The sequence below is a fragment of the Vibrio sp. Y10_XG_PY6 genome (genome assembly GCF_024181795.1).
GTDB classification, from domain to species: domain Bacteria; phylum Pseudomonadota; class Gammaproteobacteria; order Enterobacterales; family Vibrionaceae; genus Vibrio; species Vibrio diabolicus.
In genome coordinates, this window is the sequence record NZ_JAMZAQ010000004.1 from 39773 (window position 1) to 60268 (window position 20496).

Annotated in this window: 21 protein-coding genes; 14 read left to right on the plus strand and 7 right to left on the minus strand. The window is 45.7% G+C overall.

Annotated elements, in window-relative coordinates; all coding sequences use genetic code 11:
* Positions 1 to 113 precede the first annotated feature (113 nt).
* The 3 genes from NL644_RS18715 to NL644_RS18725 all read right to left on the minus strand — a co-directional run bounded on the left by NL644_RS18715 (position 114) and on the right by NL644_RS18725 (position 3602).
* The gene (locus NL644_RS18715; protein WP_114322562.1) at positions 114 to 1481 is read right to left on the minus strand and encodes a TrkH family potassium uptake protein; all 1368 of its coding nucleotides are present in this window, start codon (positions 1479 to 1481) and stop codon (positions 114 to 116) included.
* Positions 1478 to 2140, minus strand: a complete 663-nt coding sequence (locus NL644_RS18720; RefSeq protein ID WP_074191034.1) for a TrkA family potassium uptake protein — start codon at positions 2138 to 2140, stop codon at positions 1478 to 1480. The genes NL644_RS18715 and NL644_RS18720 overlap by 4 nt, the downstream gene beginning before the upstream one ends.
* A 253-nt stretch (positions 2141 to 2393) precedes the next feature.
* Entirely contained in the window at positions 2394 to 3602 is a 1209-nt protein-coding gene (locus NL644_RS18725; RefSeq protein ID WP_046874220.1) for a DEAD/DEAH box helicase, read from the minus strand.
* Positions 3603 to 3778: 176 nt separating this feature from the next.
* Between NL644_RS18725 and NL644_RS18730 the strand changes: the two genes are divergently transcribed.
* Positions 3779 to 5083, plus strand: coding sequence for a hemolysin family protein (locus NL644_RS18730; RefSeq protein WP_012842026.1), 1305 nt, complete (start codon positions 3779 to 3781; stop codon positions 5081 to 5083).
* Between the two features lie 9 nt (positions 5084 to 5092).
* Here NL644_RS18730 and NL644_RS18735 read toward each other — a convergent pair whose 3' ends face one another.
* From NL644_RS18735 to NL644_RS18750, 4 genes are all read right to left on the minus strand, one after another.
* Positions 5093 to 5833: a transglycosylase SLT domain-containing protein gene (locus tag NL644_RS18735; protein WP_079855598.1), complete on the minus strand. Its 741-nt coding sequence runs from the start codon at positions 5831 to 5833 to the stop codon at positions 5093 to 5095.
* A gap of 220 nt (positions 5834 to 6053) precedes the next feature.
* Complete coding sequence (locus tag NL644_RS18740) at positions 6054 to 7298, minus strand: NAD(P)/FAD-dependent oxidoreductase (protein WP_114322563.1); 1245 nt, start codon at positions 7296 to 7298, stop codon at positions 6054 to 6056.
* Positions 7299 to 7305: 7 nt separating this feature from the next.
* Positions 7306 to 8373: a methyltransferase gene (locus tag NL644_RS18745; protein ID WP_181869460.1), complete on the minus strand. Its 1068-nt coding sequence runs from the start codon at positions 8371 to 8373 to the stop codon at positions 7306 to 7308.
* A gap of 27 nt (positions 8374 to 8400) precedes the next feature.
* Positions 8401 to 8799 (minus strand): hypothetical protein, encoded by a 399-nt coding sequence (locus tag NL644_RS18750; RefSeq protein ID WP_005390458.1) that lies wholly within the window; start codon positions 8797 to 8799, stop codon positions 8401 to 8403.
* A gap of 77 nt (positions 8800 to 8876) precedes the next feature.
* On the opposite strand from NL644_RS18750, the gene NL644_RS18755 reads away from it, so the two are divergent.
* Genes NL644_RS18755 through NL644_RS18815 form a run of 13 tightly spaced genes read left to right on the plus strand, consistent with a single transcriptional unit; the run spans position 8877 to position 20484 of the window.
* Positions 8877 to 9605, plus strand: a complete 729-nt coding sequence (locus tag NL644_RS18755) for a beta-ketoacyl synthase chain length factor (RefSeq protein WP_114322565.1) — start codon at positions 8877 to 8879, stop codon at positions 9603 to 9605.
* Positions 9602 to 10369, plus strand: coding sequence for a 1-acyl-sn-glycerol-3-phosphate acyltransferase (locus tag NL644_RS18760; RefSeq protein WP_006742871.1), 768 nt, complete (start codon positions 9602 to 9604; stop codon positions 10367 to 10369). The genes NL644_RS18755 and NL644_RS18760 overlap by 4 nt, the downstream gene beginning before the upstream one ends.
* Positions 10370 to 10382: 13 nt before the next feature.
* Positions 10383 to 10643, plus strand: a complete 261-nt coding sequence (locus tag NL644_RS18765; RefSeq protein WP_005382278.1) for a phosphopantetheine-binding protein — start codon at positions 10383 to 10385, stop codon at positions 10641 to 10643.
* A 15-nt stretch (positions 10644 to 10658) separates the two neighbouring features.
* Positions 10659 to 10916, plus strand: coding sequence for an acyl carrier protein (locus tag NL644_RS18770; protein ID WP_005382279.1), 258 nt, complete (start codon positions 10659 to 10661; stop codon positions 10914 to 10916).
* Positions 10916 to 11476, plus strand: coding sequence for a hypothetical protein (locus tag NL644_RS18775; RefSeq protein ID WP_012842028.1), 561 nt, complete (start codon positions 10916 to 10918; stop codon positions 11474 to 11476). The genes NL644_RS18770 and NL644_RS18775 overlap by 1 nt, the downstream gene beginning before the upstream one ends.
* A gap of 4 nt (positions 11477 to 11480) precedes the next feature.
* Positions 11481 to 12881 carry an AMP-binding protein gene (locus NL644_RS18780; RefSeq protein ID WP_114322566.1) on the plus strand — a complete coding sequence of 467 codons (1401 nt, stop codon included), beginning with the start codon at positions 11481 to 11483 and terminating at the stop codon, positions 12879 to 12881.
* 10 nt (positions 12882 to 12891) lie between these two features.
* A complete protein-coding gene (locus NL644_RS18785; RefSeq protein ID WP_114322567.1) occupies positions 12892 to 13260 on the plus strand; it encodes a 3-hydroxyacyl-ACP dehydratase in 369 nt (122 codons plus the stop codon).
* Positions 13253 to 14959, plus strand: coding sequence for a glycosyltransferase (locus tag NL644_RS18790; RefSeq protein ID WP_181869461.1), 1707 nt, complete (start codon positions 13253 to 13255; stop codon positions 14957 to 14959). The genes NL644_RS18785 and NL644_RS18790 overlap by 8 nt, the downstream gene beginning before the upstream one ends.
* Positions 14943 to 16496: a histidine ammonia-lyase gene (gene hutH / locus NL644_RS18795; RefSeq protein ID WP_017448720.1), complete on the plus strand. Its 1554-nt coding sequence runs from the start codon at positions 14943 to 14945 to the stop codon at positions 16494 to 16496. The genes NL644_RS18790 and hutH overlap by 17 nt, the downstream gene beginning before the upstream one ends.
* Complete coding sequence (locus NL644_RS18800) at positions 16496 to 16942, plus strand: thioesterase family protein (RefSeq protein ID WP_005388315.1); 447 nt, start codon at positions 16496 to 16498, stop codon at positions 16940 to 16942. Before hutH ends, NL644_RS18800 begins: the two co-directional genes overlap by 1 nt.
* Positions 16942 to 17562, plus strand: a complete 621-nt coding sequence (locus NL644_RS18805; protein ID WP_017819935.1) for an outer membrane lipoprotein carrier protein LolA — start codon at positions 16942 to 16944, stop codon at positions 17560 to 17562. The genes NL644_RS18800 and NL644_RS18805 overlap by 1 nt, the downstream gene beginning before the upstream one ends.
* A complete protein-coding gene (locus NL644_RS18810; RefSeq protein WP_114322569.1) occupies positions 17534 to 19876 on the plus strand; it encodes an MMPL family transporter in 2343 nt (780 codons plus the stop codon). Before NL644_RS18805 ends, NL644_RS18810 begins: the two co-directional genes overlap by 29 nt.
* Positions 19873 to 20484 carry a DUF3261 domain-containing protein gene (locus tag NL644_RS18815; RefSeq protein WP_114322570.1) on the plus strand — a complete coding sequence of 204 codons (612 nt, stop codon included), beginning with the start codon at positions 19873 to 19875 and terminating at the stop codon, positions 20482 to 20484. Before NL644_RS18810 ends, NL644_RS18815 begins: the two co-directional genes overlap by 4 nt.
* Positions 20485 to 20496: the final 12 nt, after the last annotated feature.

The window sequence follows — 20496 nt, forward strand, 5'->3', positions numbered from 1 at the left end:
CTTCTGCGACTTTGTAGATAAAATTGGGCAACGTCCCACATATTTTATAAATGTACGAGCACTGCTATTAATCAGTGCTCGTTATGGTCGGTGGGGTGCAGATAAACGCTACTTTAACCTGTAAGAACGGCGTCTTCTGGGTATTTGATTAAGGTAGGCTCAGGGCGGGCCAACATGTAGGCAAGCGTGAGAGGCCCGATACGACCAATGATCATCACCACGATCATAATGTACTTGCCAGGTTCAGAAAGCTCTGCCGTTAAACCAGCGGTAAGTCCTACCGTCGCAAATGCGGAGATGGTTTCAAACATGACCTTATCAAAGCTTGCCTTCTCTGTGAGCATCAATAAAAACATCGCGCTTGTCAGAATGGCGCCACTCACAACGATAATGGCGAGTGACTTAGTCACGGTTTGCCAGTTTACGGTTCGTTTAAACATAACCACGTGTTTCTTTTGGCGCAAAAAGGTCCACGTAGCCATGAACGCAACGGCAAATGTGGAAACCTTAATACCGCCCCCCGTTGAGGTGGACCCAGCACCAATCAACATCAGAACAATCATGATCAATAACGCTGGCTGGGTAAACTGCGCCAAGTCGACACTGTTGAACCCGGCCGTTCGAGCACTGGCGGATTGGAAGAATGCCGCCAACCATTGACCCGCCAAAGGTAACGATTCAATTGTATTTGGATTACTCCGCTCGAGTAACCAAAACATCACCGTCCCAACGAGGAGCAATATCGGTGTCGCGATAAGCATGATTTTGGTATGAAGATGCAAAAAGTGGAAACCTTTACGCCAGTTCAGCCAGATGTCTCCGACAACAGTAAAACCAAGCCCACCAAAAATGAATAACCCGGCCAGGGTAAAGATGACCAGCGGGTCATTCACAAAGCTCATCATACTGTCTGAAAACAGAGCAAACCCTGCGTTGTTAAACGCAGAAATCGCATGAAATAACGCGTAAAACATGCCGGTTTGCCAGCCCATTTCAGGAACCCAACGAACGGAAAGGAAAATAAACCCAATAGATTCCGCGACAAGCGCAAAAATCACAATCCGCTTCACCAGTCGGTTTAAGTTGACCTGTCGATCTTGCCCTAGCGCTTCTTTCGCTAACGCTTGCTGGCGTAAGCTTAAACGCACACCAAACATATAGAGTAAAACCGCCGACAACGTCATCTGCCCCAATCCACCGATTTGCATTAAAAACATCAGCAAGATCTTCCCGGCTAACGTAAAGTGCTGCCCGGTATCGACAACACCAAGCCCTGTCACACTGATGGCGGATGTTGCGGTAAACAAAGCGTCCGTTATCGAAAGGCCTGTAACAGAAAAAACTGGCAAGGTTAACAGCACGGCAGAAGGCAGCAACACACCGAGAAAACTCAGCAATATAATCCGCGGCTCGTTACCCTTGGCTTTTTCTCGTTTACCATCTGGCGCGTAAAAAACGCCTTTTTGATGAAACTGCGTCATAGTGATTTTAATTTATTTGCCAGCGCATCTTGCGGGCCAACCACAATAATGAGATCGCCAATTTCCAGCTTGGTATTAAGGTCTGGCGCCTTGGTAATTTCTGGGCCTCGTTTAAACCCGAGTACTTGCACACCGTCGACTTTGCACAGTGCTAGGTCACTTAATGTCTTACTCATCCAACGAGATCCAATCACAAACTCCGTCATGGCTAAGCCACTACCTAAAGGGTGGAACTCAAGAACCCGTTTATCGAGCATTTTACGCGCGACACGTATCCCCATGTCACGTTCAGGCATGATAATGTGGTCCGCACCAATCTTTTGCAGGACACGCGCTTGAAATCGATCGTTGGCTTTAACCCATACTGACTTCACTCCCGCTTCTTTGGCGATCAGTGTGGCGAGAATACTAGCGTTAACGTCCGCTCCGATAGCAATCATCACCATGTCGTAATCATCAAGCTTAAGCTCAGCAACCGTCTCTTCGTGAGTACAATTAGCCACAATTGCCTGACTAACAAAACTGGCAGCTTCTTTAACTCTGTCTTCGTTGATATCAACCGCTAAAACTTGAGCTCCTGAATCTTGTAGCTCTTTACACACTGCCAAACCAAATCGGCCAAGACCAATAACGGCGAATTGCTTATCACCTGTTTTCATTTATGCCTCATCTTATGCATTCACTAGCAAGCAAAAAAGTCTGCGCCCATTCCTAACCTTGTGCAAACCTGAGGACAGAGAATTGACAAAAGCTTTACGAAAGCTGACTCACTTTGAGTGTTAAGCGTATGACATAAATTAACTTTTTTCCTCATTACGGCATAAAAGCCAACACTGTCAACCCATGAGTGAATCTCCCTAAAACGCAAAAAGCCGCAACAATGCGGCTTTTGGATCGTAGAGATAAAACAGGCTATTTTGATTCGCGCTTATCGTGCGGTTTACGCTTGTTCTTAGGTACGTAATTTAAAATAGAAATCGGCACTGGCTTTCTTGGTGCAAAGCCGTCAATTTCCACTCGCTCTAGCAAGTGCCCTAAACGGCTCTCGATCATACAAAGGTTTTTAAAGTCATCTTTTGAGACTAATGAGATCGCTTCACCTTGTGCGCCAGCACGACCAGTACGACCAATACGGTGTACATATTCATCTGCTGGATACGGTAAGTCGTAGTTAATAACAACGGGCAAGTTATCGATATCAATACCGCGCGCTGCAACACCAGTTGCGACTAGGTACTGGATTTCACCGGCTTTGAACTTTTCTATTAATTCCTGGCGAACACGCTGATTACGGCCACTGTGAAACGCTTCAGCCACAATGCCACGCTTTTCAAGTTGGCTAACAAGCTTGGCAGCACCGTGTTTGGTTTCAATAAATACCAGTACTTGCGACCAGTCGTTTTCTTTGAGCATGTGACTTAACAGCGACGACTTCATGTCCTTATCGACGGTGGTGATCCACTGCTTGATGTTCGACTTAGATGCACTGTGTTTTGCAATCGTGATCTCTTCAGGATCAATAATCGCGTTTTTCGCCAAATCACGAACAGGATTAGATAGCGTTGCCGAGAACAGCAGACTTTGAACATGTTCTGGCATGCAATCAACGATCTTATCGATCGCATCGATGAATCCCATGTCCAACATTTTGTCCGCTTCATCAAGCACTAGCATTTCCACTTCATCAAAGTGAATAGCGCGTTGACCGTACAGGTCAATCAAACGTCCCGGCGTACTTACCACAATATCGACACCCTCGATCAAGGCTTGTTTTTGTGGCGCATAATCCACACCACCAAACATCGCCATTGAGCGCAGCGGTAAGTTTTTACCATAAGCTTCAATGCTTTGATGAACCTGAAGCGCAAGTTCGCGTGTGGGCGTAAGAATAATAGCGCGAGCGCGTTTTTTACGTTGCGTTTCGCCTTGACTAAGCTTTTCTAAGATTGGTAGAACAAAACTGGCCGTTTTACCTGTCCCCGTTTGTGCTGCAGCAATTAAGTTGCTACCACGCAGTACGATTGGAATGGCTTTTTGTTGGATAGAGGTCGGTTTTTCATAACCTAGCGCTTTTACTGCATCAGTAATCGATGCGCTTAAACCAAGCTTAGAAAATGGCATAGAAACGTCTCAACAGAGGAAATGGGCGCGTAGTGTATCAGAATCCCAGTGAAGTAACAGAAGGATTCATGCACGTAGAGCCCGATATTAGAGCGCTGCATGATTTACTCGCAACATCACATTTCTTGCGCGTGAATCTAGTTATGCTGCTAACGTGTACATTACTGGGAAACGTTATGGACGTATTACTGCTGGTTGGATTAATCGCACTCAATGGCGCGTTTGCGATGTCAGAGATCGCTCTAGTCGCAGCCAAAAGCGGAAGGCTAAAATTAATTGCAGAACACAACGCCTCTGCCGCTTTAGCGCTCGAACTTAAAAACAATCCGACTCAGTTTCTTTCCACGATCCAAATAGGCATTACCGTCATCGGGCTATTAAGTGGTATTTTTGGTGAAGCAACGCTTTCAGTACCATTCGAAAATTGGTTAGTAACCCAAGGGCTAGAAAGAGAGATAGCCACGGTACTTTCAACGATGAGCGTCGTGCTCATGATCACCTACTTCGCGATTGTGGTGGGAGAACTCGTTCCCAAGCGCTTTGCACAAAACAACGCAGAAACCATCGCTATTATCGTAGCTTATCCGATCCACTGGCTCGCCAAGCTCACCACTCCTTTTGTCTTCTTATTGACGTTTTCAACCGATACTTTTCTCCGATTATTGCGCCAAAACGACAGCAACGGTGAGATTGTTACCGAGGAGGATATTTTTGCTATTGTTAGCGAAGGCTCTGAGTCCGGTGCGATTGAGCCACAAGAGCAATTGATGATTCGCAACTTACTCCACCTTAACGATCGTTTAGCATTATCGTTAATGACACCACGGTGCGATATCCATTACCTGGATGCCAACCAACCTATTGATGTCATCCTTACTGACCTTCGCCAAACCCAACACTCCGTATGGCCAGTCTGTAAAGGTAGCTTGGACAATATTATTGGCACCATTTCATCCAAAGTCCTGCTCGATGAATATGACGAATTGTCTATCAGTAAACTGGCTAAACAGCTCAAGCGTCCGCGTTTTGTACCCGAGTCCATGAAAGGGTTACCTCTCCTTAACTACATGCAACAAACCAGTGCGGAAATGGTCTTTATTGTCGATGAGTATGGTGATGTACAAGGCCTAGTAACCCTATACGACTTGTTAAAGTCGATTGCTGGAGAACTGGGCATGGCGCCACAGCAAGTGTGGGCTAAGCAACAAAAAGATGGCAGCTGGTTGATGGACGCGTTGATCCCGCTCAATGAGCTCAAGAATAAACTCGAACTGAGCAGCATAGAAGGCGAAGAGCGAGAAGGCTTTCAAACATTAAATGGGCTTTTGACATGGCTTTATGGTCGAGTCCCAAATGTTGGGGAGCACATTCACTACCAAGGTTGGCGATTTGACATACTCCTCGTTAAAAAACATCGCATTATGCAAGTCAGAGTCACCAAAGACACCGATACACCAACCAACAATAGCGAAGTGGAATAAAGCGCGGCCCTATCCCATCAAATTGGGCTGTAAACCTTTCTCTAGTTTTTTCCTCACTTTATAGGAAACATCATTAAGCGTGATTTTTCCTGTATTGTGACGATCGATACCCGCATTTTGTCGGTATGCAATCGAGCCTTGCTTGAACAAAACGAAAGAAGACGGTTTGCCAATCGCAGCAGGATAGAGAATTGCCATATACGCATCTTCCAGACTATTGATTTTATGGCGATATGGCCAGTAATAGGCTTTTACATAGTCAAGTTGCTCGACCGCGCTCATCCTCGCAAGAGTTTTCGTACTCACTCCTAATGACTCAGCGGTAGAGGGCATAAATTGAATTAACCCTGTCGCCCCACTTCCTGAACCATTTTTGATGCTTGGACTGAAGGTTTCAGCGGTTTCAAATGCCATGCAGGCCATCAGATGATTAGGGTTGATCTCCAGCTCTTCACTAATACGAATGACTTTGCATTTGAACTCTGGAGAAACTTTGCCTCCCCACGCCACCGCGTTCTCGGGATCAACAACCGAAGAGACTGTTGACGCGTCGTGTTCTTTGACAATTCGAGAAAGTAAAGGAAGTGTTTGGCGCAGTCGATGGTTCGAACTCACCAAGCGAATTGATTTGGCAAGAAACTTATCTTTTTTTTGGTGCAGTTTTTGGAACTTTACTAATTTATACAGTTGCTTATAAACCGTTTTCACAACGAAGCCGGATTTAGGGAACACTCCCAAAATGTAATCCATTTCCTACACGTTTAATATAAATATCAGCAACAATGAGTATGTATGTGATCATAATCACTATAAATTTTCTCAAATTCGATACACCTCGAAACAAGTGGTCAAGATGTCTCCAGTAAGCTCGAAGTACAAATAAAAAGGTATTGTCGAGAATAAAAAAGGTCTTACCTATTTCTCGGTAAGACCTAGGTTTACGCATCCTCAGCTAAGAGAATTTATACTCTTACAGTTCCGCTTCTCGAACCAGCTCAGCGAGCGTCGACAAACGTTGTTCGCTTTGTTTTACGTAAGGGTTGTTTGTATCCCAAGCGTATCCAGCCAAAATCGCGCTAATCATCTGCTTAATACGTGGATTCGGGTTTTGATAGAAGATCACATCTTGCAATGTTCCGCTGTACCACCCCTCTACATAAGTGCGAAATGTATTCACACCCACCATCAAGCGTTCCGAATACTCTTCTTGCCAGTCAACCACTTCACCATTTAATTGACGAGCTACGCAATCGGCCGCAAATTCCGCCGATTTCATGGCGATAGTGACACCCGATGAAAATACAGGATCAAGAAACTCACCGGCATTACCAAGCAACGCGTAGTGCTCTGTCGCTAAGCGTTTGACGTTCGCTGAATAGCCACCCAACTCGCCTGCTGGATTTGGGTAATTCGCATTGCGCAACAAAGAAGCCAACCCCGGCTCTTCATTCGCCAACTGCTGCAAAGCTGCAAGCTTATCCTCTGGGTATCGCTCAAAAAACTCAGGCTCACCCACCACACCAAACGAACATGTACCATTCGAGAATGGAATTAGCCAGTACCACACATCGTGATTTTCAGGATGCACGGAAATCAGAATTTTATTACGATCGTACTCTGGCTCTTGTGGAGAGATACGATCTTCAATGTGAGTAAATATCGCTTTTCTTGGAGGAAGACAAGAAGGCTCTTCAAGATCCAACAAGCGTGGCAAAACACGGCCAAAACCACTCGCATCCAAAACAAAGTCTGCTTCGATTTGATAGGCCTGTTTATCCGGACCAACAACTTCTAAGCGCGATTTTTTGCCTTCAAACGCCAAGCTAACTAGCTCATGTTGATAACGAATATCGACGCCCTGCTCTGCGGCACTGTCGGCGAGCACTTTATCAAAACTGGCACGTTGCACCTGAAACGTCGTACCCGGCCCTGGGGTATATTTGTCCGTAAAATCGAACTGGGTGTAAACACCATTGCGACGAAATGCAGCGCCATCTTTATATTGGAAGCCAAACTGCTTTACCGCATTGGTCATTCCGGCTTGCTCGACAACTTCCATACATGCAGGAAGCAGGCTTTCTCCGATAGAGAAACGTGGAAAGGTGGCTTTTTCTATGACAACGACATCTATGCCACGCGATTTTAATAACGCAGAAACGGTGGAGCCAGATGGGCCCGCTCCTACGACGACAACTTGCTTGAGCTCTGTTTTCATTCTGAATTTAGTTTGCTTGTAGTTTTAATAAGGTGTGACCAAGGCCAATGTTGTCGGTTCTTTCGACGACAGATAAACCTGCCGCTTCGACAATTTCTAAGAAATCATCACTGCGATAAAAACGACTATTGCCGTTGGCTAAACAGGTAAAGTAGAGAGAGGTTGCATTAAGGCTATAAGAAGCACCCGCGTATTTTTGGGCATCCCAAAATAGCTCCAATACGTAAATAGTATCTCCCTTCGTTAACTGGGCTTTGACTTTTTTAAGGATATTTAGGATCTCAATTGGTGAAAAGCAATCCAAGAACTGGCTCATCCACCATACGTCAGCATGCTCAGGCAATGTTTGTGCTTTATCAAGCATGTTGGCAGGGTATGGACGTACACGCTCGGCGAACTGGTTTTCAGAGACATTTGACATCGCCACTTCTAATTGCTGCGGCAAATCGACAATAGTAACTTCAACATCAGGATCATGCTTACAACACTGAATAGCCCATTTCCCGGTATTTCCACCAATATCCACTAGGTGCTTTGGCTTGCTTGCAAACACTTCTTTAAGCAGTAATGGAAACGAGCGATCCGAATAGAAGTGATCGAACTTAAACCAACTCTGTTTGGCTTGGTCTGGCAGCGTCGACAGACCTTGATAAATCGTCTCCCAATTGCCCAACTCTTTCAAACCTGAAGGCTTACCTTCTTGAATCGCTTCCGTCAAATGCATCATCGCGGCGTAACAGACATCAGCCGTAAAATCCATGTTTGCGTTCGTCATACCATCGTGAAGAAGGTAAAAACCAAGGTTCGCAAGCGAATAGTTAGGTCTTTCCCATAAAACAATATGTGCGCTAATCGCCATATCCAACAATACTTTGACACCATATTCTGACACGCCCGTTTTCTCGGCAATGTCCGTGGCACTCATGCCTTGTGGACCGGCGCTGTCTAGCGCGGCTAAAATACCTAAATCTCGGAGCGTTCTGGCGGTCTGGAACACGATTGGTGCAAAAGATAACTTCTGAGCTTCTGTTTTTGCTTCAAAAGCATTAAAAGGGTCATTATTTTGATTTAACACGGAAAAACCTAACTGCAATTAATATTTTTATTGTTTAGACTGAGAGCCTAACAATGCAATAGCTCGTTGAATATCAACATTCAAGTTGTTTATCCAACGATTGTAATTGCGATGGATTTTGCCATCACTGGCTTTTAGATTTACTGAGTTGAGATAAATAATTGAGTAATATTTGTTGTTATATGGAATTTTTACTTCTGCAAAGTGTTTACGAACGTGAATTTTTGCAATAAGAACGCCTGGGCTTACTTCTTCAATCGTCCAACCTCGGTTGGTTGCCGATTGCACAATGGCCATTTTTACTTGTTTATTTTGAAGATCATAAGCAACTGGAGTATCCTCCACATTCATTACAGGTTGTACTCGTCCACAACCGACAAGAAGCAAAGTTAATAATAACGAGACATACAGCTTAAAACGCGACATGATAATTTCCTTTTTTATTATGACTTTGGGTAAAGCCCAATTTGTATCGAGCTGTAAAATAAACAATTTAACCCAATATGCCAAACTCGAAGATCAACATTTCGTTCAATATTGATGCGTGGACAGCGAATTCATTCGGTTTATCCGAATCCAATGAATGGAAACAATGGGCAACAGAGATAACATGGCCAGAAGATGGCAAAATCAATGTTGCAGATATTCCTGCGATGATGCGCAGAAGAATGAGTCCACTTAGCAAACTGGCAGTGCAAACGGCAATCGAATTGCTTAATCAACATCAGGTTGATTACCTCGTATTTTCGAGTCGTCATGGCGAATTGCATCGCAGTGTTGCGTTAGTTAAAGATATTATTAACGGAGAAGAAGCGTCTCCGATGGCTTTTTCTCAGTCCGTGCATAATACCGCCGCAGGGCTTGCCACTATTGCAACCAAACAGCCCATCCCCCTAACTTCGATCGCTGCGGCAGAAAACACATTCCAAAGTGCAATATTAGAAGCATGGCTGTTTTTATCTGATAATCCTGATAAAAAAGTGCTGCTTGTTGACTTTGATGAACCCATGCCTGACTCTTATTTAGAGTATGAAAACCAACAATACCAAGGGTTTGGACTCGGTTTGATACTTTCTCATGGAGATGGCTTCACGGTGCAAAACGGCATCAGTGCAAAATGCTCAAACCACCCGTTGCCACAAGGCTTAGCGTTTTTGCAACACTACTTGTCAGATGAAAATCAGTGGACTATTCACGCTCCGAAACAAATTTGGGAATGGCACAAGCAATGAGTCGCTTAAATCAGTATTGGCGTGTGCTAGCAACCGGCTTTTGTTTTTCAGTATTTGGGTTAGGTGGTTTAGCACTGAGCTTCATTGTTATTCCGACCATTCGTATTTTCGTTTCGGATCAAACCGAACGTGAATATAAAGTTCAAGGTGCGATTCGATATTCATTCAACACCTTTTGTAAATTGATGAAGTTAAGTGGAGCAATCGATTACGAAATTATTGGTGCCGATATTCTTCAACAAGATCGTAATTGTTTAATTGTTGCCAACCATCCGAGTTTAATCGATTACGTTCTCATTGCTTCACAATTAAATCGCTGCGACTGTTTAGTAAAATCGGCAATATGGTCGAACCCTTTTATGAAGCACATCGTAAAAGCAGCCGGATATATTCCCAATGAAGCGCCGGATGATTTATTAGCACTTTGTGATGAACGATTTAACAAAGGCAACGTGTTGCTTATATTTCCTGAAGGGACAAGAACAACACCAGGTGTAGAACCAAAATTACAACGCGGCGCTGCGCAAATTGCGGTAAGAACAGAACGAGATTTAAGGGTTGTCCATATTACGGTAACGCCAAGTTTCCTCACAAAAGAGAAAAAATGGTATCAAGTACCGGCAACAAAGCCTTTTTTCAGGGTTGAAGTTAAGGATAAAGTTGAGATTGACCCTTTTATAAAGCAAACTACGTCGCCGACAATAGCGGCGCGACGCTTACAGCAGCACCTAGCTGAAAACATTTTTCCAGAAAACTTTTATTAATAAGCAGGTCCCAGTGGAACAGTTACACAACGACATTAAGCAACTTATTATTGATGCTTTAAACCTTGAAGATTTAACCGTAGATGATATTGAAACGGATGCACCACTTTTTGGTGATGGACTTGGCTTAGATTCTATCGATGCACTTGAGCTTGGACTCGCAATTAAAAAACAATACAACATCGTTATTGATGCCGACGACTCAAACACGCGCGAACACTTTGCTTCTGTAGCAAACCTAGCGAAATACGTTTCTTCTCAAACTAATGAATAAGTTGTAGGTATATTCATGACTGATGTAAATAAAGATCAAGTATTTGAACAAGTTAAAGATGCGCTTGTTGAGCTGTTCGAAATTGACGCAGCCGACATTCAGTCAGATGCGCACTTATACCAAGATCTCGACCTTGATAGCATTGACGCCGTTGATTTGGTCGTACACCTACAGAATGTCACTGGCAAAAAAATCAAGCCAGCAGAGTTTAGTGCTGTAAGAACCGTTGACGATGTGGTTAACGCCGTCACTGAGTTATTGAAGGAAAGTTAATGCGCCAATTGCTGACTGGTCTGTCTGCAATTGTACTGTTTGCCTACCCCTTCGCTGTCTATTTCGGTATAGATAAATTTGGCTTGAACTTAGTCGGGGGCTTGTTAATTGCTGCGTTACTTTTGCGTGTTTTCGTCGCAAATAAGACCCCACTAAAAGAGTTTAAATTCTTGGCGCTCGCTACGGGCGCTGTTGGCATTGTTCTAATTACACTTGGCATGGTGTTTAAACAACACGGGTGGCTTCACTTTTACCCTGTGGTTGTCAATGTATGTATGCTGTGTGTCTTTGGACTGAGCTTAAAACAGCCGCAATCGATCATAGAGAGGCTTGCTCGCTTGCAAGAGCCCGACCTTCCAGCTAGTGGCGTGGCTTACACACGCAAAGTGACGATGGTTTGGTGCGTTTTTTTTACGCTCAATGCTGCCGTTGCGCTCTATACCTGTTTCCTACCAGTAAAAATATGGACGCTTTATAACGGCCTCATCAGCTACTTACTTGCTGGTGGCTTGTTCGCTGGAGAATGGATCGTGCGTCAATTTGTTCGAAAGGAACACTAATCGTATGAATACAACGTATTCGAGCTTTACCTCCCTAGCGACCTTGTTCGTCGCAGAGAGGCTTGAGCAATCCCCTGTCTCTTACGATCGCGACACAGTTATCACTTGGGGTGATTTCCAGCAGCACGTCGCAACGCTTGCTCAGCAGTTAGAAACCCAACCAACGCAAAACATTGCGTTGTGTTTTGGCAACAGCTACCTGTTTGCCGTTGGCTTTTTCGCTTGTTGTTATGCAGGAAAATCCATTGTATTACCTGGTAATTACCAACCAGAAGCACTCAAAGAGCTCAGTGATCACTACGATTTGTTGCTGCATGATGCCGATGTCTCGGTTCCAGAACTGGTGAGCTCGCTTTTGATCGAAGCTCAATCATTGCTAGAAATCACTGTGATTAACGAGCCAAAAGCCAAACAACCTTATGTTTGGCGTGAATTGAATCTGGCACAAATACCAGTGACGCTATTCACTTCGGGTTCAAGCGGCAAACCAAAAGCCATTGCAAAAACGCTGAAACAGCTCGATATCGAAGTGTCTATTCTAGACAACCTATGGGGCGACACGGTTGCCAACACACGCGTTGAAAGCACCGTCTCTCATCAACACATTTACGGCTTGCTGTTCCGCGTATTGTGGCCTTTGTGCTCTGCACGTCCATTTTCAGCACACAACCTTGAGTTCCCAGAGCAAATTGTCCATCACGCCGATGCTGACACCACGCTAGTAAGCAGCCCTGCGTTACTAAAACGACTTAGTGAAGAGCATAATCCGGTTGCGATTCGGTGCGTATTTTCTTCTGGTGGCCCCTTGCCAAACCAAGCGGCGCAGCACAGCCAGCAGTTGTTTGGGTCACTTCCTATTGAAGTTTTTGGCAGCACAGAAACCGGCGGCATCGCTTACCGTCAGCAGCACGTAGCCAGCACTCCTTGGACGTTATTCCAAGGTGTTGAAGCAAAGCTTAACCATGAAAATTGTTTAAAGCTCCGCTCGCCACACATTGATGAAAACACTTGGTACCAAACTGCGGATGAATGCTATTTCCATGATAGTATTTCTTTTGAATTGCGTGGACGCACTGACCGAATCGTCAAAGTCGAAGAAAAGCGTATTTCCCTTGTCGAAGTGGAAAAACGTTTAGAGCAATTGCCGTGGGTTCAAGAAAGCGTGGTGATCCCAATGGAAGAATCTGGTCGCCTCACGTTAGTCTCGATCATCGTACTTAACGATAAAGGCAGCGATGTGCTTAATGAACTTGGTAAAGGCAAATTTTGGCTTGAGCTTCGCAAGGCACTGCGCAATTGGCTAGAACCGATCGCTATCCCGAGAAAATTCCGAGTGGTCGACGAAATTCCATTGAACAGCCAAGGCAAACGCCAAGTTGCTGAAATTGAAAAATTATTCCAATAAAGCTAGTAACATGGAAAAAAGAAAACCAACTATTCAGAATATTGAAGTGAGTGACCACACCGCGGAGCTGTCGCTGCGTGTGGATGCTGACATCTTAGATTTCCAAGGTCATTTCAGTCACTTCCCTCTTTTACCCGGCGTCACTCAAATTGACTGGGCGTTGTTCTACGCCGTTCAATATTTGAATACTCCCAAGGTATTTAAAGGAATGGAAGTCATCAAATTTCAAGAGCCGATTCTGCCAAACACCGACGTTTGTCTCTCACTCTCTTGGGACAATGAGCGTGAGAAATTGACCTTTAAGTACACATCGAAAAGCGGTGAAACCTTGGTGACTCACTCGTCAGGAAAAATGAAACTGGGTGAGTCACGTGAGTGATTACCGTCCCTGCTTTTTAATTCCTTGCTACAACCACGGCAGCACAATTGCAGACGTGGTTGCGTCGTTATCCTCTTTCGCTTTGCCAATGCTGGCCGTTGACGACGGCAGCAATGAAGACACCAAACAAGCGCTTTCTGCTTTGAGTGAACAAGGGCTAATAAAACTGATTAGTTTGAGCGAAAACCAAGGCAAAGGTGGCGCGGTAATGGCAGGCCTACATCAAGCTCACCAACTTGGTTTTACGCACGCCATTCAAATCGACGCAGATGGTCAGCACGACCTAGAAGCATTGCCGAAATTGCTCAGCGCCAGCGAAACAAAACCAGATAACCTGATTTCGGGCCAACCGATATACGACGAGAGCGTACCTAAATCCCGTTTGTATGGTCGCTACGCTACGCACGTTTGGGTGTGGATAGAAACCTTGTCACTGTCTATCAAAGACAGCATGTGCGGTTTTCGCGCCTACCCAGTGGCGAAAACGGTCGCCGTGTTGAACAAGTACAACATCGGCAAACGCATGGATTTTGATATCGAAATTCTGGTGCGAATGTATTGGGAAGGCGTCGATATTGATTTTGTTCCAACGCGCGTGCTCTACCCTGAAGGTGGCATTTCCCACTTCGACGCATTGTGGGATAACGTCAAGATAAGCTGGATGCACACTCGCCTATTTTTTGGCATGTTGCCGCGCATCCCTTCACTACTCGCCAGAAAGCGCCGTCATACAGACGACAGTAATGCCCACTGGTCGAAACGAAAAGAACAAGGCACGATTTTAGGCATCAAAACCTTACTCGCGGTTTACCGCTTGTTCGGCAGAAAAGCGTTCGACCTGATTTTGAAGTTAGTCATGCGCTACTACCACTTCACGGGTAAATCTGCCCGCGAAGCGTCTGAGATTTACCTGCAAAACTTACAGCACTACGCAACGCAGCAGAACATCGCACTGCCAAAACAGTTGGACAGCTATCATCATCTGCTTTCTTTTGGGCGTACCATGCTCGATAAACTGGCAGCATGGCAAGGTGACTTTAACGTCGATAACCTAACCATTCACGGCCAGCATCATTTCGAAGAGATGGCGCAGAAAAAACAAGGCGTGCTCATTTTAGGCTCGCACCTTGGCAATATCGAACTCTGCCGCGCGCTTGGTCGTCGACACTCTCATGTCAAAATCAATGCCTTGGTATTTACCCAACACGCTGAACAATTTAATGCGGTAATGAAGGCGGTAAACCCAAATTCGGAACTGAATTTGATTCAAGTCAGCTCAATGGGACCAGACACCGCGATTCTACTTCAACAAAAAATCGAGCAAGGCGAATGGGTAGTGATCGTTGGCGATCGCACTTCCACCAGCAAAGAAAATCGTGTCGTTTGGGCAGATTTTCTTGGTAAACCCGCACCATTCCCGCAAGGCCCATTCATGCTAGCCTCGGTATTAAAAGCGCCGGTTTACCTACTCTTCGGCCTACGCGACGACGAAGCAAACACTCCGCATTTTAATGTGTACTTTGAACACTTTAGTGACCAAATCACGCTACCACGCAAGGAGCGTCAGCAGGCACTAGAACGCGTTGTTCAACAGTACGCACAAAGATTAGAACACCACACACTGCACGCGCCGTTACAGTGGTATAACTTTTTTAACTTCTGGACTTTAAGTAATCAGCCACATGACAAACAACAATAATCACAACATCACTTTTGGTGCCCAATCTTTAACCATCGAAGATGTCGTTGCCATTGCTCAAGGTGCAAAGGCAAACATGAACACCTCGCCAGAATTTACCGCGAAAATCGATCGTGGCGTGGCGTTTCTGGAACGATTACTGAAAGAAGAAGGCGTTATTTACGGCGTGACCACGGGTTACGGCGATTCATGCACTGTGGCGATTCCACCCGCGCTTGTAGATGAACTTCCGTTGCACCTTACGCGCTTCCATGGCTGTGGCTTAGGTCAAATCCTTTCTCATGAGCAAGCTCGTGCGGTGTTGGCAACCCGTTTATGTTCATTGTCGCAAGGCGTATCTGGCGTGTCTCACGATCTGTTGAACCAAATCGTTACGCTTATCAACCACGACATTGCGCCGCGTATTCCACAGGAAGGCTCGGTGGGCGCAAGTGGCGATTTGACGCCTCTGTCGTACCTAGCGGCGACCTTAATTGGCGAGCGTGAAGTGCTTTACAAAGGCGATGTGCGACCAACACAAGAAGTGTTTGCAGAGCTGGGCATTGAGCCAATTCGCCTAAAACCAAAAGAAGGTTTGGCGTTAATGAACGGTACATCCGTGATGACTGCCCTCGCCTGTCTTGCCTACAAACGCGCAGAATACCTAGCGCAGCTTTGCACCAAGATTACCGCGATGGTCTCTGTGGGTATGCAAGGTAATGACTTCCACTTTGATGAAGCATTGTTTGCGGTAAAACCTCACCCTGGTCAACAGCAAGTTGCGGCTTGGCTGCGTGATGATCTTAATGCTGAACGTCCGCCACGCAATAGCGACCGACTGCAAGATCGTTACTCGCTGCGTTGTGCGCCACACGTAATTGGCATGGTGCAAGACTCACTGCCTTGGCTACGTCAATTGATTGAGAATGAACTAAATAGTGCCAACGACAATCCAATTATCGATGGCGACAACGAGCGCGTTCTGCACGGCGGTCACTTCTACGGTGGTCATATCGCAATGGCGATGGATACGTTGAAAGTGAACATTGCCAACTTAGCTGATTTGCTGGACCGTCAGATGGCGCAACTGATGGATTACAAGTTCAATAACGGCCTGCCGTTTAACTTAACCGGTGCAGAAGGCGAGCGTAAACCGATCAACCACGGCTTTAAAGCGGTTCAGATTGGTATCTCAGCTTGGACGGCAGAAGCGTTGAAAAACACCATGCCAGCGAGCGTTTTTTCTCGCTCAACCGAATGTCACAACCAAGACAAAGTGAGCATGGGCACCATTGCGGCTCGTGATTGCTTACGCGTACTTGAGTTAACAGAGCAAGTTGCTGCGGCTTCACTCCTAGCAAGCGTTCAAGCGGTTGAGATTCGTCGCCGTCATAACGAATTGGACGAACACCACATGAGTCAGAGTTTACGAGTAATTCGTGACGCCGTGCTGAGCGAGTTTGAGTTTGTGATTGAAGATCGCCCATTGGAACAAGATTTGCGTCATTTCATTGAACGCATTCAGCAACGTCATTGGCCACTCTACGCGGAGGTATAATGCAAGAGCAGGTTCTCTACCCATTAGAAGCGGAGGTGACTATGGTCACCTCATTCCAAGATGCTGACCCGATGGGCGTGATTTATCACGGCAACTTCTTTCGGTATTTTGAAGAAGCGCGTCGTGTGCTGATGGAGAAGATCCAATACAGCTATCGCGATATGCAAGACTCTGGGTACATGTGGCCGATCATCGACACGCGCGTTAAATACGTGAAGGCGATTCCGTTTAATCACACCATTCGTATTACCGCGCAACTCACTGAGTGGGAAAACCGCTTGCGTGTGGATTACGTGATTTACGACGCCGAAACGAATCAACGTATGTGCAAAGCGCATACAACGCAAGTCGCCGTATCCATTGAAAAGCAAGAGATGTGCTTTGTTTCTCCAGCTGTTTTTTTAGATAAAGTAGAGCAATGGCACAACCATGGGAGCCTGAACTAATGCAAAAGTGGTTACTCTCTTTTTTGCTGATATTTTCTGTTCCAGCACTGGCCACACCGACTGCAAACGTAACGGATTTGGCATCGCTTCAGCAGCAGTTGTCTCAGCATGAAATCGTACGCGGAGATTTTACGCAGCAGCGTCATCTGGAAATGTTTAGTCAACCTTTAACCTCTAAAGGTCAGTTCACACTGAGCAAAACACATGGCCTGTTGTGGCAACAAACAGAACCTTTCGCAGTCAATTTGGTATTGACGGAAAACAAACTTCGTCAGACTTTTGCCGACCAAGCACCGAAAACGATCTCTGCACAAGAAAACCCAATGGCGTTCTACTTTAGCCACGTGTTTTTATCCGTGTTCCACGGGGATACTTCTGCACTGCAAGAACAATTCACACTCGATTTTTCAGTTGAGAACAATCAGTGGCAGCTCGTTTTAGTGCCAAAACAGTCGCCATTAAATGCGGTGTTTAAAGCCATCACCCTTTCCGGTAAAACGCATATTGATCGCCTAACCCTGCAAGAGCTGCGCGGCGATAAGACCGAAATCACGTTTACGAACCAGACCTCTCTACCTCAGGAACTCACGGATGCCGAAGACGCTCAATTCCGTTTCTAAACTCAGTCTTGGCACTCATACCTTTGCTCTGGTTTGGCTCAATCTCGTTGTTTTAGCGGGCGCGTTGCTACTCAAACAATGGGTTTGGAGTGCAGAATCTCCGATTGAGACCAACATTTTAAAACTGCTGCCTAAGAACCAACAAAACCCGGTGGCTGAGCAAGCCTTTGAGTCGGTCTCGGCAAGTATGAGCGACAAAGTCATTTTCGTGATCACAGCGCCGGACAAAAACGCCCTTTTTGCAGCGGCTGCAGAGTTTGATAAGGAGTTACGCCAAAGTAATCATTTTCGCGATGTGGTGGGAAAAATCTCACCTCAAGAGCAGCAAGCTTGGGCGAGTTACTACTTTAAGCACCGCTTCCAATTGCTGACGCCTGAACAACGAGAGCGTTTAAGCCAAAATCCAGAACAGCAAGTTCAGCATGTGATTCAGTCTCTGTACAACCCGTTTTCCGGAGTGACCGGGCAAGAGTTACAAAATGACCCTTTCTTGCTATTTCGTGATTATTTAAGCCAAGTTACCCAGCAATCTTCCTCTTTCCGATTGGATAACGGCTATCTATCCGTCGAAAAAGACGGTGCTCAATACTTGCTTATTACTGCCGAACTAAAAGACTCACCTTATAGCCTAACTGGACAGCTTGCAGTCCCTGATATTCAAGCACTAGAACAAAGCGTCGCGCAGAAATATGGCGCTGAAGTCGCACATACTGGCGTTCTATTTTACGCCGACTTTGGTACGCAAAGTGCAAAGTCGGAGATCAGTACCATCGGTGTGTTCTCTCTGCTCGGTATCATTGCATTGTTCGTATTGGTCTTTCGTAGTGTGATGCCACTGTCTCTGGCACTGCTTTCCATCACCATTGGTTTGCTCGTTGCGTTGTCCGTTACGACGTGGATTTTTGGAAAAGTCCATCTGTTCAGCTTAGTGTTTGGCGCAAGTTTAATCGGTGTGTCTATCGACTACGCATTCCACTACCTAACGGAACGTCTTGCGGCGGGAAATGAATGGGATAGCGAGCAAGGGTTAAAGCATATTTTCATAGCGATCACACTGGGCTTAATCACCAGTTTGATCGGCTATTTGGGCATGTTGGTGGCACCGTTTCCTGGTTTGCAGCAGCTTGCGCTGTTTTCATCCATTGGTCTGATTGCCGCTTACATCACCGTGGTGGCTTGGTATCCGATACTGGCTCGTAACCCATCGCGATCCATTTCGAACTTACCAGGACAATCATTGTTGGTGAAATGGCTAACGCTTTGGAATCAACCTCGAATTAAAGTCGGATTGCCGATGTTATGTGTGGTTGTGAGTGGCTTTTTCTTGCTGCAATTGAACTACGATGACGACATTCGTCTGCTGCAAACGATGCCGAACGATCTCAAGCAGCAAGAAACCTTGATTACGACGCTCAGTGGCATGCAATCTTCTCAGCAAATGTTGGTCGTTACCGCCGACGATGACGAAAACCTAATGAAAAAGCTGGAGTCTTTGACACCAACTTTAGAAGCGTGGAAAGCGGACAGCACCATCGAAAGCTACCAGAGCCTGAGCCGCTACTTGAGCTCAGTGGAACGTCAGCAACAAGACTATCAGTTGATTCGCGATCTTTACGCGACACAATCCAGCCCACTTGCTTCCGGGCTGGGCTTAAGTAAAAAGCCCAAAATGGACGCCGACTTTATCCCTGTTGCGGTTGAACAGTACTTGCAAAACCCGGTATCAGCGCCTGTACGTTTTCTTCATTTGGGTAAAATTAAAGAAAAATCGGCAACGGTAGTGGTATTAAACCAATTGCAAGACTCCGCCGTTGTTAAGGCATTTGCCAAATCGCAGCCTGACGTTGTCTACCTAAACAAAGCAGAAGAAATTTCCTCCCTATTTGGTGAATACCGAATCAAAATCATGGAGCTATTGGTAGCCGCCAGTGCTGTGATCTTTCTGGTGTTAATCAAGCGGTACGGTCTGCAACACAGTTGGCGAGTTTTACTGCCATCATTGATTGCTTGCGCGTGCGGTCTGGCAACGGCTGTCGCGATGGGAACAACATTAAACCTGTTCAACTTGCTTGGCTTGGTGCTCATTCTTGGTATCGGCATCGATTACACTCTGTTCTTTGCCGAGAAAGCCCGCAGTGTGAGCACACTATTGGCGATCACCCTTTCGGCAATAACCACTGTGCTGTCATTTGGGTTGCTGTCACTAAGCCAAACTCACGCGATTCACAGTTTCGGCATTACGGTGTTAAGTGGTATTTTTGTCGCTTGGCTACTCTCTCCGATTGCGATTAAAACAGAGGAAACGACGTCATGATTTTTAACCATGCTTTTCGCTGCGCGATGTTAATCGCACTGAGTCTGTTTTTAGGTGCATGCAGCTTAGTACCTCACCAATCGACGCCTCAGGTCGACATTGCCGAGCACACCCAAGTTAGCTTGCCCACTCCCGCCAGCTTGGGCTATCAGTTGTCTGCCAGTCAGTTGATTACGGCTTCTTGGGCAATAGATGGTAAAACCACATCTGAGCAACTTCCGGTACAACTGCAAGTGACCAACAACGAAGTGGTGCTGGCAGGCTTCTCATCCTGGGGGACAAGAGTACTCTCACTGTCTTACGATGGAGAACAAATTCAAACCGAAGTGCTCAACGGTTTACAAGGTTCGCTACCGCAGCCAGAACAGGTATTATTTAACCTGATGATCACGCTCTGGCCGAGTTCCGCTTGGGAAGGGTCGTTAAATGAGGTAAGGTGGCGAATTATTGATAAAAATAATTCTCGCGCCATCTTTGATAGCGACGGTGAAAAGATCATTGAGATTCAATACAGCTCTTCGAACAAGTTAGAGGGTAAGATTGATTTTCATCACCTCAAACATCAGTTTTCAATTTCTATTCAAACACTGCAACATCAGATTAATTAAGAACAATTTAGA

Bases quoted from the DNA above. Each gene is read 5' to 3' on its own strand.
- NL644_RS18815 (WP_114322570.1), top strand. From the start codon at position 19,873: ATGATTTTTAACCATGCTTTTCGCTGCGCGATGTTAATCGCACTGAGT.
- NL644_RS18730 (WP_012842026.1), top strand. From the start codon at position 3,779: ATGGACGTATTACTGCTGGTTGGATTAATCGCACTCAATGGCGCGTTT.
- NL644_RS18775 (WP_012842028.1), top strand. From the start codon at position 10,916: ATGCGCCAATTGCTGACTGGTCTGTCTGCAATTGTACTGTTTGCCTAC.
- hutH (WP_017448720.1), top strand. From the start codon at position 14,943: ATGACAAACAACAATAATCACAACATCACTTTTGGTGCCCAATCTTTA.
- NL644_RS18770 (WP_005382279.1), top strand. From the start codon at position 10,659: ATGACTGATGTAAATAAAGATCAAGTATTTGAACAAGTTAAAGATGCG.
- NL644_RS18805 (WP_017819935.1), top strand. From the start codon at position 16,942: ATGCAAAAGTGGTTACTCTCTTTTTTGCTGATATTTTCTGTTCCAGCA.
- NL644_RS18740 (WP_114322563.1), bottom strand. From the start codon at position 7,298: ATGAAAACAGAGCTCAAGCAAGTTGTCGTCGTAGGAGCGGGCCCATCT.
- NL644_RS18715 (WP_114322562.1), bottom strand. From the start codon at position 1,481: ATGACGCAGTTTCATCAAAAAGGCGTTTTTTACGCGCCAGATGGTAAA.
- NL644_RS18810 (WP_114322569.1), top strand. From the start codon at position 17,534: ATGCCGAAGACGCTCAATTCCGTTTCTAAACTCAGTCTTGGCACTCAT.
- NL644_RS18785 (WP_114322567.1), top strand. From the start codon at position 12,892: ATGGAAAAAAGAAAACCAACTATTCAGAATATTGAAGTGAGTGACCAC.
- NL644_RS18750 (WP_005390458.1), bottom strand. From the start codon at position 8,799: ATGTCGCGTTTTAAGCTGTATGTCTCGTTATTATTAACTTTGCTTCTT.
- NL644_RS18760 (WP_006742871.1), top strand. From the start codon at position 9,602: ATGAGTCGCTTAAATCAGTATTGGCGTGTGCTAGCAACCGGCTTTTGT.
- NL644_RS18735 (WP_079855598.1), bottom strand. From the start codon at position 5,833: ATGGATTACATTTTGGGAGTGTTCCCTAAATCCGGCTTCGTTGTGAAA.
- NL644_RS18800 (WP_005388315.1), top strand. From the start codon at position 16,496: ATGCAAGAGCAGGTTCTCTACCCATTAGAAGCGGAGGTGACTATGGTC.
- NL644_RS18720 (WP_074191034.1), bottom strand. From the start codon at position 2,140: ATGAAAACAGGTGATAAGCAATTCGCCGTTATTGGTCTTGGCCGATTT.
- NL644_RS18725 (WP_046874220.1), bottom strand. From the start codon at position 3,602: ATGCCATTTTCTAAGCTTGGTTTAAGCGCATCGATTACTGATGCAGTA.
- NL644_RS18780 (WP_114322566.1), top strand. From the start codon at position 11,481: ATGAATACAACGTATTCGAGCTTTACCTCCCTAGCGACCTTGTTCGTC.
- NL644_RS18755 (WP_114322565.1), top strand. From the start codon at position 8,877: ATGCCAAACTCGAAGATCAACATTTCGTTCAATATTGATGCGTGGACA.